We start from the raw sequence: 12,737 nt of genomic DNA, 5'->3' as shown, positions 1-12,737 counted from the left end.
AAAATACCACTTTCTTTTCAAATAGGAAAGCCAAAAAAGGGACGGAAAATATTAATCTTCAGCGTGAACGACCACGCTTACCAAATCTATTTTGGTATTGGACACCTCCAATATCTTGAATGTAAAATTGTCCACGGTAACTTCCGCATCCTGTTCCGGTATTTCACCTGTATGGTTTACGATCAATCCTCCCAGGGTTTCGTATTCCTCGCCTTCTGGTAACTCCAGTTTATAATTTTCGTTTATATAGTCCACCTCCATTCTGGCAGAGAACTTGTACTCGTTCTCTCCTATCTGCTCTTCGTGAAGATCGGTGGAGTCGTGCTCGTCTTCAATCTCTCCAAAAAGTTCCTCAATAATGTCCTCTACCGTTAAAATACCAGATGTTCCTCCATATTCATCCAAAACCACGGCCATACTTTTCCGTTTTTTGGTGAGCACATTCAAAATATCTTGGATGAGCATGGTTTCCGGCACAAATTCTACCGGAAGAAGTATGCTTTTTATGGTCTTTGGTTTTTTAAATAACTCATAGGAGTGCACGTACCCAATGATTTCATCAATACTGTCCTTAAAAATCAAGATTTTGGAGTATCCGGTTTCAGTGAACAGTTTTGCCAGGTTTTTAGGGGTCTCGTTGATTTCCACTGCCGTGATCTCTGTGCGTGGTACCATGACCTCCCTTGCTTTAACCGTTGAGAACTGCAACGCGTTCTGAAAAATTTGAATCTCTGAATCCACATCATCCTCCTCTTCCACCGTTTCCATTTGTTCGGTGATATAATCCCCTAGCTCCAATTTGGTAAATGATAGTTGCACTTCGTCCCCCTCTGTCTTGAAAAATACCCGGAGTATAAAATCCGATACCTTGATTACAAACCACGATATCGCCGAGAAGAGGATATAGAAAAAGTAAGCGGGTACAGCAAAAACCTTTAACAGGGCATTGGAGTAGATTTGAAAGAAAACCTTAGGTAGGAATTCAGCGGTCAACAAGATGACCAAAGTCGAAATTACGGTTTGTGAAAGCAGACTAAAATCAGTAAGCAAGGCGTTCAGAAACTGATAATTGGTAGGCACCAGACCTTGAAACCAATCCATTAGCAAGTCTCCCATAAAAAGACCGTAAATAACCAGCGCTATATTGTTTCCAATAAGCATGGTGGCAATGAACTTGGAGGGCTTATCGGTTAGCCATGTGAGTACTTTGGCCAAAAAACCTTCCTGTTTTTTTTCAATTTCAATATGGATTCTATTGGCAGAAACGAAGGCAATCTCCATTCCTGAAAAAAATGCTGAAAACAGCAGGGACAGAACTATGATTACTATGGAGGAATCCAATGCTATTTCTGATTATCCTTTTTTTGTTGCTCAAAACGTTTCCGATATTTTCTTCTAAATACGAACATGGCGATGGAAACCACGGCAAAGAAGATGAAAATATAAGTATCCTTTGGATTAATGCTCCATAAGGTTGCAATCTTATATATGGATATGGCTGCTACTGCCAAATAAAGGTATTCTGTGTATCTTAAAATCTTGATCATGTTATTCTTCTTCTTTAATCGTCATTAGGCCATAGGTCCTATGAGCCTTGAAAAAAGTAAAATCCTTATTAAAATCCATCCCTTCACCATCCATTACTGTTCCATCTTCTGGATTGGTATAGCGAAAGGCTGCTTCGGTAAAGACCCAGTTATTCTTTCTATCTACGTATAACTGTTCGGTCTCCAATTTTTTCCCATCATGTGTTTCTATCACAACATTACCTCGCAATTCAATTAAACTGGTCTGCGTGTATACAATACCATAATCTGCAACTACCACACTTTTTTGATTGTTATCATCGAAAAAATCTACTTTTAATCCATTAGGAAAGGTACGGAATTTAAATCTTTGATTATCGAAATCTTCGGACAAGGGACTGCTGAGAACTGCCATAACCCTTGAATTTGCGGAATCTTGTGTTCCCATGGCTTCAATGGTCTCGGTATAGGTCAAGGTAAAGTTGTGCGCCACCCCCTGTGGAAACAAGGGTTTTACAGCTTCCTCCCCAACCCTTTCGTAGTCATCACCACAGGACATAAAAAGGATTGCCACGGTGAATACCGTGGCAAAGCTCTTTAAAATATGTTTTGATGTCTGTTTCACATTATAGATTAGGAACAGTAACACTACCGCCTACCCAACAGCTGAAGGTAATGGTCTGACCGGCTTTTCCTGAGCTAAAGATCATTTCTTTAGATGGAGCCTTGGCAGCATAACTAGCCGCTGTTTGACTGGCACGACCACTTAAAGCAGGGTCTACCCTTCCAGCTTTTCTAGCCATATCGGCAGCCTTCCAGTAGATAGCTCTTTTCTCGAATGGTGTACTACCACAAGCATTTGCACTGGATGCGTATAGGTTCGCAATCAACAAATAAGCCTTTCCGTTTGCCGGGTTGGCATCAACCGCTTTTAAAGCATAGCTTCTAGCTTGAGATTTACTGCTGTTTCTAACAGTAGTCGCAATCTTGTAAAGGATATCGGATTTTTTATAAGAATCCGTCTCCAACTCAACTGCTTTGTTGAAATCTGCAAGCGCACCGTTCATGTCGCCAGATTTTTGTTTCAATACCCCACCGTACATGTATGCATCGGCAGATGGATCCAAAGCCAACTGAGCTTCGAACAATTTTCTAAACATTGGGTCGTCCGTACATTCTTTTGAGAACATTCTTCCAACGGCTCCTTTCACCCATTTTACGTCTGTTTTTCTTTCTTCAAAGTTTTTCTCGTACAATGGAATAAGGTTATCACAATCGGCAAGTGCACCCAATTTGGAATCGACACTACTCGCTACTTTACCAAAAGATTCGGAATTTACCGTAGCAACCCTAAGCGTTCTTTTTTCTTTGGATGTCAAAGTACCCAAAGAATCTTTAGGAAGAAGCTTTGTAACAATATCAGTTAGCTTTTTATTTTCCTCTTCAAGTTTACCAGTTACATCATCGTAAGTGTTGAATACGTCTTGAAGGTCTCTTTTACCTGCATCGTGCAAATCTACCAAGCTAGAGAAATATAGGTACAAAGCTCTAGGATTGGTAAAATTGGCTTGATCTTCTTTAAAGGCTTTGTCCAACATTGTGAACAATTCCTCATCAGAGGCCATTTTGTTTTCGTACATCAACAATGCCTTATCTATCGCCACACCAGCTTTGGAGTATTTGGTCGGGAAATACTTAAGGCTGTTATCGTACAAAGTCAACAAATCTTTAATGTATCCATCCTTTTCGGCGCCAGTTGAACTTTCAACCTTTGCTTTAAGGATACGCTCTCCGTAGGAGAAGTTTGCTTTGTTAATGTCCGGGCAACTTTCGTAAACCATTTTCCATGGCTCGTAAGCTGCATCGTAATTTTTAACCTTTACGTGTTCTGCATAAATAGACAGATTGGTCATACACTCAGGGTTCTGTGCTTGGGCCATACTTAATCCCGCGAACATGGTGACCATTATCATTGTTAAGTAGTGTCTCTTTTTCATCTTTCTAATTTTAAAGCTGTTAAAGTACAAATTTTCATTAAAAAATCCTCTTGCAGGACCTTCTATGGGTGGTTATTTATCAAATTTTTAAAAATCAGGCCTATCAATTTATTTTTCTCTTTTGAAACCATCTATCATTTAACGATAAACCTACATTGACTTTGAAATAACTTTCCTCTATCAGGTTTGCATCTGTTGTTCCACGTCTCCCCACTTCAAAACCTAGGTTAAGATTGGAGAAATCGGTTCCTAGTGGTAGACCTAATCCAAAAGTTATGCCAAAATTATTTATTTCCTTATTGTTCACGGTTAATCCGCTTACGTCATAACGTAATCCCGCCCTATATGTAACTCGCTTAAAGTAGCCGTTCAGTGCACGGTAATCCGGAACCCAATAGCCTCCAAAAGCATACGTACTGGCATCGTTATAAGTAACATTGTCAAGACCAAGGAAAGCGTTGTCAAATTCGCTCATTTGCTGAAAGCTATACTCTGCCCCCATGAACCATTTCTTGTTTTCCCCAAAACCGAGCCCCAATGTGGTCCGGGTCGGTATCTTTAATTCTGTATTGCGAAGATTTGTAGCATCGAGATTCACATCCACTACTTCAACATTGGCTCCGCTGGATAAAGAAAAAGACCCAATGGTCTGGTTGTTTTTTGATACTAGATTGCCCTGAGTGTTCACCAACACCGATGTGTAAAGCGTGTATTTATCCTTAATAATGGGGTTATAGTTCAAAGCGTATTTAAAATCGTATCCATTTATTCTGGACTCCCTATTATCCAATGTACCGAACTGTACACCATCTATACTTTGCACCCTTTGATATTCCAACGTTCCGAAATTGTAGTTCACGGTAACTCCTAAACTTAAGTTCTTGATCGGCTCAAAACCAATTGAGGCATACAACCTGTTTAATCCACCCTCTCCTGTGAAAACATTGGTCACCTCATCTGATGTTGCATTGATGCTATAGCCAACAGAAGAATATGGCATAATACCGAATCCCATACCCACATTTTTGGCCAATGGAAATCCTATGGATAGGTAATCCAAATTGGTAACGGAAACATTTTGTTCCTCGTTCCAGTCCTTTAACGTATACTCTTTGTGTGAAAGTCCTGCCGTATATGCCGTAAGCTTTAGCTTGGAGTATGCTGCCGGATTGGATAGATTTATATGGATACTATCTCCATACATACTTATGCCACCCATCATTTGGTTATCCACGGATCCGTTATCCCTATGATCTCCAATACCAAAATAAGAATAGGGCGAGATGGTTCCATTTTGTGCAAACAGACCATGTGCGGCCACGCAGAAAAAGGCGATCAGAATTTTTTTAATCATTCAGTTTGTGTTGTATTCCAGTAGACAATTAAGCCCCTCCAAGAGAAATTTGGAGTTCGCAAATATGGTGTTTTTTAGCCTTTTGGCAAAAAAATGGGAGTCCCCGCCTGTTAAAATAACTGTTAAATCTTGAAAACGAGATTGATATTGGTCTATTACCCCGTCAACTTCCTGCACAATACCGTTGATTACACCGCTATGCATACAAGATTCTGTGGAGTTCCCTATAAAATCAAAAAGTTCATCAGGTTCCAATAAGGGTAGACCCGCTGTTTGGTTGTGCATGGCGTTGTACCTCATTCTAATCCCTGGAGAAATGGCACCACCTACATATTCACCGAAATTGTTTACCATCTCGTACGTAATACATGTTCCGGCATCGATCACCAAGGTATTCCCCCTAGGATTGTGATGATAGGCGGCAGCAGCCAAGGCCAGTCTGTCCACACCCAAAGTATGTGGCGTGGCATAACTGTTCTTAAATGGCACTTTGGACTCGCTCGTCAGTACATGCACCCTACAAAAAAGGGCCACGACATCCCTCTCTTTTTTATCCAATTTCCCAACCGAGGAAATAATGGCATTATTGATTCTTGGATATTTCTCGAACAATTCTTTCACCTTGGAAAGAAACAAACCGGATTCAAAGCTATGGTCAAATATTATTCTTCCGCTCTCAAAAACAGCATATTTGATACGTGTATTGCCAATGTCTATCACCAGATTCATATTGCAAAGATCGGGAATTGGAAAAAATCAGAACCTTTTTTTCGAGTTTTTGTTTGTATATCCTAATTTTGAAATTATATTTGCACCCGCTTTAGGGCATGGTACCTTAGCTCAGTTGGTAGAGCAACGGACTGAAAATCCGTGTGTCCCTGGTTCGATTCCTGGAGGTACCACAAAAAAAACCGCAAACATTGTTTGCGGTTTTTTTGTTTATAGATGTTTTTACGGCCATTAACTGGCCAACACCACACTTTTTTTACTGTTTTTAAATTCACTTGGGCTTATACCGTATTTTTCCTTGAAAATTTTGGAAAAGTAGCTTCTGCTGGTGAAACCTATGGAGTACACCACTTCGGATATATTCATCTCGGTAGTGGAAATATAATCCCTGGCAAGCTCCAAACGTGCGTGCCTAATATATTCGGTTACCGTTTTATTGTACAGCAACTTAAAACCTTCCTGTAACTTGGCCTGTGTAAGTCCTGTCTCGGCCGAGATATCTTCCAAGGAGAAATCCTTAGCGATGTTCTTCTCGATTTTCTTTACGTAATTCCTTATGGTTTTTAGTTCTCTTTTTAAAAGATTGGTTTGCGGACGCCTATTCTGCACCTCTTTGTTATGTTGAATCATGTGCATGGAAAGAATTTGGTACACATAACCTTCGATCATCATAATGCGTACCATTCCTTTGGCCTTGATCTTCTTGATTTCGGCCATAACATCGGCTATTTTAAGATTGTAGGAGCCATAATAGGCAAAAACCTTTTCGTGATCGGTATCCAAAAACACCCTGTACAATTGCTTATTTAGTTCTTCGCCCTGATTCAATCTTTTACGTAAAAATGGTTTTCTACGTACTTGGATCACCGACTGGGAAATCTTTACATCTTTCGGAAAATAGCGATCGGTAATCCCACCATCCCTGTTGGTCAATATAACCGACTGGTATTGTTCCATAATCTTTATTTCGTCTTCAGGCTGATATCCGAACTTATGCCCGCAATAACCTTCCATGCAATAATAAAAACTGATAGGATTAAAATTTGAGGTATCCACTTCAATGGTCACCTCATCAAAAAAGGTGATATCCAACTCGAGCAAGCTCACTCCCCAATCAAAAGTGATAAAACGAATTATCCCATTCGCTTTGTCATTGGAAACATTCAAAGTGTACTGTCCCCATCTCTCCTCTATTTCGCCTCCAATTATATCTTTTATCTGCTCTACGGATTCTGAGGTGTCCTGAGCATCGACTTTTATTTTAATCATTAAGTAAAACTTAGGGTATTTTGTTTAACTATTGGTACAAATCATTAAATATAGGCTTTGTATTTCGATGCGCAATTATAAAGCAGACCTTTCTTGGCATTTTAATAAAATATTATCAAAAGCAACACGATTAAATTGGTTTGAGTCAACATTTTCAGCTCATAAATTGTTCTTTGGTAGCAATAGTAAAGAAGATTATGATTTACAAACTTTCAAATGAAGCTGACCGTGAGGAGATAGAAAAGGAGTTTGGAATTCGCTTCCGATATCCTAATTTATATACTCCAAACCCAATTATCAATGGATTCCATGAAACCAACCTTAGTGTGGTGACCATGGAAAACAAAAACGAAATCACTTTTGCCATTTGGGGACTCATGCCCCACGATTTTAAGGAAGATTGGCACATTTTTCAAGACAAGGCGAATACCTTGAACGCGCAAATGGAAGACCTTGAAAACGTGGCATGGATGAAAGACTCACTTAAAGAACGTAGATGTCTAATTATTGTAACCGGGTTTTATACCCATTTGTTGGCCAATGGCAATACAAGCAGTTACTACATCTGTCTACCGAACAATAAGCCATTTTATCTAGCGGGCACCTATAATATTTTAAACGATGGGTTCCTTTGTTCGGCACTTACTGTGAGCAAGACAGACCCTTTTATTTCAAATTACCATAATATAAGCAATCTTGCCCCGGTAATTGTTCCAAAAGATAAAGCAGAAGTATGGTTGGACAAATCATCCTCCATTGACGACTTAAAGGATATTATCCAAAATCCGAAAGACGCCCCATTAAAAGCCAAACGAATGCCAAACGAATTCTTGTTGAACATGAATTCCCATACCCGCACAAAACCGTTATTCATGGAACTACAGCAATAACGTACCGTAAATAGCTTCAACTCATTAAATTTTCCTTTTGAGTTAAGATAAAAACCAAAAGCGGCAAGCTTGGCACCATTTGTAACCGACATTTGTAATGTATTGATTAAGAGATAATCAAGCATTAACTAAAAACACTACTATTATGTTACGTTGGACAGTCACCTTTATAATTTTGGCCATTGTTGCCGGTATATTCGGATTTGGAGGAATAGCAGCAGGTGCAGCAAGTATAGCCAAAATTCTATTCTTCATATTCATTGTTTTGTTTATCATCTCATTGATAACCGGAAGAAAAAGATTGTAATATAAAATCACACTAAAAAGAATCATTAACCTAAAAATCAGAGAACCCATGAGAAAGTCAATAAGTTTATTTATAATGTTTATAGCAATGGCACTAACCCTTAGCATGACCAGCTGCAGAGAAACACCGGAAGATAAGGCAGAGGATGCAATTGAAGATGTAAAAGATGGTGTAGAGGATGCCGCAGATGAAGTTGAAGATGCTGCCGAGGATGTTGGGGACGATATCGAAGACGCAGCCGATGAAGTTGAAGATGAAGTTGAGGATGCCACCGACGATAGTCCGCAATAAGAACTATAGGCAGTCATCAAAAACTCTGGCAAAATGCCAGAGTTTTTTTTCGTCCAGTAATTAGTACTGGCAATGGAATAAAAGAAGAATTCATTATAACTTAGGAGAAACAAACACGACCATTACATTTGAAAACGGTATTGACCATATTGTACATCCTTACTTCCGTTTGGGCCATTGGCGCAATAATATATCACGGAAAAAGACCTTCCAGGTCCATAAGTTGGGCTTTTGCCATTATCACCCTTCCCTTTCTGGGAGCCATCCTTTATTATCTGTTCGGTATAAACCGACGCAAGTTTAAATTTTTCAATAGCAAGGAATTTGAAAAAAGGAACCGGTATACACATCCCAAAATAGCTTCCAAAGAAAAATTCTGGACCCATTTTGATTCGGACATCCGAAAAGAACGACTCAACCGCCTGATCAAAGCAAACTCCAACACCACAGCAAAAAAAGACAATAACGTAACGGTTCTCCAAGATGGCGGCGAAACATTCAATAAACTGTTCAAGGCCATGGAGAAAGCCAAAAAGTTCATCCATGTACAATATTATATTCTTGAAAGAGGTGAGCTTTTGGACAAAATGCTCCAATTATTTGAAAGAAAAATACAAGAGGGCGTAGAAGTCAGAATTATTTATGACTCACTTGGCAGCTACCATTTAAGAGGCCGCCCAAAAAAGCAATTTCAGGATATCGGGGTCAAAATTTACCCAATAATGCCCATTCGGCTAAAAAACCTGTTGTTCTCGCTCAATTTCAGAAACCACAGAAAAATTGTAATTATAGACGGTGTAGTTGCTTTTACCGGTGGGGTAAATGTTAGTGACAAATACATAAAGCGAAAAAACGGTCTGGGCAAATGGAAAGACACTCATTTAAAACTGGAAGGTCCCATAGTCAACGATTTGCACATGGTTTTTCTCAAGGACTACTTTTTTGCCAGCAACAAGGAAGATTTCAATATATCCGAATACCTATCCGAACAAAAAGCCATGGGCGATGTGGATGCCCAATTGGTGGCCGGCGGGCCTGATTCCAAGCACCCTACCATTATGCAACAATATATTGGCATGATGAACCAGGCTCAAAAATCCATTTATATCGCCAACCCTTATTTTGTTCCGGGCGAGGCATTTTTACAAAACCTTAAAATTGTGGCCCTCGAAGGAGTTGAAGTAACCCTTTTGGTCCCTAAAAAGTCGGATTCCAAAGCGGCTAAGTTTGCTATGTTCTCGCATTTTGAAGAGTTGCTGAATGTGGGCATTAAAATTTATTTAAGGGACGATTTCTCCCACAGCAAAATTATGATCGTTGATGAGGACCTAGTCTCCATTGGTTCCGGGAATTTCGATATCAGGAGCTTTGAGCTCAACTACGAAACCAATATTTTAATATACAACAAGGCCATTAACCAAGAGATGAGCCACGAATTCGAAGAGATTTGTAAAAAGTCTGAACCTGTCACTTTGGAACGGTTTAAAAACAGAACCATTTGGATGCGCTTTTTGGAAGGTCTGTTCAAGTTCTTCAAACCATTGCTCTAATCGACTATGGACCCAATACGTATTTGGATCAATGATTAATTGATTTGCGGCAAGCCAGTTCAAGGGGCAAACTACCTTTGTATTAAAATAAAACAATCATGAAAAATCTATTTTTAATTCTATTTTTAATCGGAGCAACAACCATGAGTGCCCAAAGCATCTCAAAAAATGCATTGGGTATCAGAGTCGGGGACAATGACGGGTTTGGAGGTGAAATCTCCTATCAGCGCTATCTGCACGAGAACAATAGATTGGAGTTCGACCTTGGTTGGAGAGATTCCAATAATGTAGAAGCCTTTAAATTGGTAGGACTATACCAATGGGTAATGCCCATAGATGACGGCTTTAATTGGTATGTTGGTGCAGGTGCAGGAGTAGGATCTTTTGATGCTGGTGAGAACGATGGCGCATTTGCCCTTATTGCCGGTGACCTAGGTATCGAATACGACTTTGACATACCGTTGCTCATATCGCTGGATATGAGACCAGAAATTGGTTTCAACGACAGTTACTCGGACGACCTTGACCTGGACATCGCCCTTGGTCTGCGATACCAGTTTTAATTAAAATATAATCCAATAAAAAGGGCAAATGGTTATTTGCCCTTTTTTTAACCCTTTAATTTTGAAAAGAAAACTAAAACTACTTTTCCTGGCCATAACAGCCGTATTTTTAGTTGCCCTTATTTTGAAAGAACCCAAAAGCTCCATACCAAAAAGTATCGAAGAAGAAGCACATATTGCATTGCAATATTTCCCCTCGCTTCAGGATATTCCAATTGAATTTAAGTTTAAAAAAAATATAGAGAAATCGGTGATGCAGGCACAGCCTACATGGAGCGGATTATTAAAATCCAAGAGCAAACGGAGTTATGTAATCCTTATCAGCGAAAAATTTAAAATCTCCGGAAAGGAATTCAAAACCTTGGATGTGCCCAAAGATGTATTGATTGGTTGGATCGGTCATGAACTTGGACATGTTATGGACTATCAAGAACGTGGCAATTTAAACCTCATCGGTTTTGGCATCAGGTACGTGCTGCTAAAAGAGTTTGTGAAAAAAGCGGAGCGTGCCGCAGATTCCTTTGCTGTATCGGCTGGAATGTCGAACTACATCTTAACAACCAAAAGATTTATACTCAACCATTCGGAAATAGACAAAACATACAAAAACCGAATCAAGCAATATTACCTATCTCCGGATGAAATTATGGAAATGGTGGAACAACAAGATTCCATAAAGGATAAGGACTAGTTAGGAATGCTCCGAAACAAAGTTTTCCCACTCTTCAAATCGCTCTTCTCCCATAACCCTTTCCATTTTTACCTGTCCTCCTTTTTTCTTGTTCGCACCGCTCCAATCGGCAAACACTTGTTGGGCAACAAAATTTACTTTCACTCCTTCCAACGCTTTACTTCTGGCTACTTTGTAGTTTTTATTGGCCTCTTTTAAATAATTGTCAAGTTCCCTAGCTGTTTTATCCTCGTCCAACTTACTATCAGAGCCTAAATACCAAGTATGATAAAACCCATCTTCAAAGCGTTTGGCACAAAGGGTATACTCAGGAATTTTTATGTTCAGTTCATCTTCTAGATGTTTTACGGCATCGTTCAATTTGTTTACGGATAGTTGAGAGCCAACGGTATTCAAGAAAAATTTGGTGCGACCAGTAATCTTAATCTCTGCTCGATCTACATCCGTAAAGGCAATGGTATCTCCGATAATGTAACGCCAAGCCCCAGAGACAGTAGAAATAATCAATACATAATCCGTATCCTCTTCCACTTCGCCCAAGGTCAAGGAGGGAGCATCGCTCGTTAAAGACCCATCTTGGTTCACGTAATCAGGGTCGAAAGGAACAAATTCAAAATAAATACCGTTATCGGTGATGAGTTTCATTGCGGTAGTCTCCGGTCTATTTTGACAGGCAAAAAACCCTTCGGAGGCCAGATATGTATCTATAATCTGAATGGGATGCCCCAATAAGGCATTAAAGCTCTTTTCATAGGGATCAAACGCTACCCCACCGGAAGTATAGGCTTGTAAATTGGGCCATATCTCATGAATATGATCCACATTATGGTAATCTATCACCTTTTTGAGCATTAGCTCCATCCAGGAAGGAATACCACTAAGAGCACCAATATCCCATTTCTTGGCATTTTTAGCAATGGAGAGTACACGCTCGTCCCAATCGTCGATCTTGGCAATCTGGTCACCTGGTTTATAGTACTTTTTAAACCAAAAAGGAATGTTACTGGCACTAATTCCACTTATTTCGCCCTCCTTTTTACCATCTCGCTCCTGAAGATTCGTGGAGCTTCCCAGCATCATAATTTCCTTTTCAAAAAAGTCGGCGGGCATATCAAAATTACTCATGGCATAAACCTGATGCCTACCTGCTCTTGTAATGGAATCCAGCATATCTTTGGTCACTGGAATCCTTTTCGATTTTTTACCGGTTGTCCCGGAAGAAAGAGCAAAAAAATCAGGGCTTCCCGGCCAAGTAACATCTGCTTCACCATCGATTGTCCTTTCCCACCACTCTTCACTGATTTTATTGTAATCGTGATAAGGAATGGCTTCCGTAAAGGTTTTTGATATTTCATCTGATTGTAAGATGGAAGCAAAATCATAATGCTTTCCAAACTGTGTATCCTTAGCTTTTTCAAGCAATTCTTGAAGCACTTCTTGCTGTTCTTCGATAGGGTTTGTGTCTTTGGCCAAAGCTTCCCTGGCCTCAATTACTCCCTTTATAATGTTTCCTATAATAGCCATACGTAGTAATTTTAAGCTAAAATTACTGATATCGCTAACCATGGAT

General features: G+C 39.6%; 14 protein-coding genes and 1 tRNA gene. 7 read left to right on the top strand and 8 right to left on the bottom strand.

Going from position 1 to position 12,737, the window contains the following annotated elements; genetic code table 11:
• Positions 1-51: 51 nt before the first annotated feature.
• The 6 genes from PY091_RS08930 to PY091_RS08905 all read right to left on the bottom strand — a co-directional run bounded on the left by PY091_RS08930 (position 52) and on the right by PY091_RS08905 (position 5,606).
• Entirely contained in the window at positions 52-1,341 is a 1,290-nt protein-coding gene (locus PY091_RS08930; protein ID WP_275649358.1) for a hemolysin family protein, read from the bottom strand.
• A 2-nt stretch (positions 1,342-1,343) separates the two neighbouring features.
• On the bottom strand, positions 1,344-1,547 hold the full coding sequence (locus PY091_RS08925; RefSeq protein ID WP_275649357.1) for a hypothetical protein: 204 nt from the start codon (positions 1,545-1,547) through the stop codon (positions 1,344-1,346).
• A gap of 1 nt (position 1,548) precedes the next feature.
• Complete coding sequence (gene lptC, locus PY091_RS08920) at positions 1,549-2,151, bottom strand: LPS export ABC transporter periplasmic protein LptC (RefSeq protein ID WP_275649356.1); 603 nt, start codon at positions 2,149-2,151, stop codon at positions 1,549-1,551.
• Position 2,152: 1 nt separating this feature from the next.
• Entirely contained in the window at positions 2,153-3,523 is a 1,371-nt protein-coding gene (locus PY091_RS08915) for a tetratricopeptide repeat protein (RefSeq protein WP_275649355.1), read from the bottom strand.
• Positions 3,524-3,626: 103 nt separating this feature from the next.
• Complete coding sequence (locus tag PY091_RS08910; RefSeq protein WP_275649354.1) at positions 3,627-4,877, bottom strand: BamG family beta-barrel-assembly machinery protein; 1,251 nt, start codon at positions 4,875-4,877, stop codon at positions 3,627-3,629.
• Entirely contained in the window at positions 4,878-5,606 is a 729-nt protein-coding gene (locus PY091_RS08905) for a type III pantothenate kinase (RefSeq protein ID WP_275649353.1), read from the bottom strand.
• Positions 5,607-5,706: 100 nt separating this feature from the next.
• On the opposite strand from PY091_RS08905, the gene PY091_RS08900 reads away from it, so the two are divergent.
• Positions 5,707-5,779: transfer RNA gene (locus tag PY091_RS08900), tRNA-Phe, on the top strand.
• Positions 5,780-5,837: 58 nt separating this feature from the next.
• On the opposite strand, the gene PY091_RS08895 is transcribed toward PY091_RS08900, so the two are convergent.
• Complete coding sequence (locus tag PY091_RS08895) at positions 5,838-6,875, bottom strand: AraC family transcriptional regulator (protein WP_275649352.1); 1,038 nt, start codon at positions 6,873-6,875, stop codon at positions 5,838-5,840.
• A 197-nt stretch (positions 6,876-7,072) separates the two neighbouring features.
• On the opposite strand from PY091_RS08895, the gene PY091_RS08890 reads away from it, so the two are divergent.
• The 6 genes from PY091_RS08890 (at position 7,073) to PY091_RS08865 (ending at position 11,167) form a co-directional block, all read left to right on the top strand.
• Positions 7,073-7,765, top strand: a complete 693-nt coding sequence (locus PY091_RS08890) for an SOS response-associated peptidase (protein WP_275649351.1) — start codon at positions 7,073-7,075, stop codon at positions 7,763-7,765.
• A 145-nt stretch (positions 7,766-7,910) separates the two neighbouring features.
• Positions 7,911-8,072: a DUF1328 family protein gene (locus tag PY091_RS08885; protein WP_275649350.1), complete on the top strand. Its 162-nt coding sequence runs from the start codon at positions 7,911-7,913 to the stop codon at positions 8,070-8,072.
• Positions 8,073-8,159: 87 nt separating this feature from the next.
• On the top strand, positions 8,160-8,363 hold the full coding sequence (locus PY091_RS08880; protein WP_313790378.1) for a hypothetical protein: 204 nt from the start codon (positions 8,160-8,162) through the stop codon (positions 8,361-8,363).
• Positions 8,364-8,491: 128 nt separating this feature from the next.
• On the top strand, positions 8,492-9,913 hold the full coding sequence (gene cls, locus PY091_RS08875) for a cardiolipin synthase (protein WP_275649348.1): 1,422 nt from the start codon (positions 8,492-8,494) through the stop codon (positions 9,911-9,913).
• Positions 9,914-10,011: 98 nt separating this feature from the next.
• Positions 10,012-10,476: a hypothetical protein gene (locus PY091_RS08870; RefSeq protein ID WP_275649347.1), complete on the top strand. Its 465-nt coding sequence runs from the start codon at positions 10,012-10,014 to the stop codon at positions 10,474-10,476.
• Positions 10,477-10,537: 61 nt separating this feature from the next.
• Entirely contained in the window at positions 10,538-11,167 is a 630-nt protein-coding gene (locus PY091_RS08865; RefSeq protein WP_275649346.1) for a hypothetical protein, read from the top strand.
• Here PY091_RS08865 and PY091_RS08860 read toward each other — a convergent pair whose 3' ends face one another.
• Complete coding sequence (locus tag PY091_RS08860) at positions 11,168-12,691, bottom strand: GH3 family acyl-acid amido synthetase (protein WP_275649345.1); 1,524 nt, start codon at positions 12,689-12,691, stop codon at positions 11,168-11,170.
• Positions 12,692-12,737 lie beyond the last annotated feature (46 nt).

The sequence above is a fragment of the Flagellimonas okinawensis genome (assembly GCF_029194005.1).
In the GTDB taxonomy this organism is placed as follows: domain Bacteria; phylum Bacteroidota; class Bacteroidia; order Flavobacteriales; family Flavobacteriaceae; genus Flagellimonas; species Flagellimonas okinawensis.
Note: the sequence above shows the minus strand (reverse complement) of the source record. Positions and strands in the feature narration are given on the sequence as shown.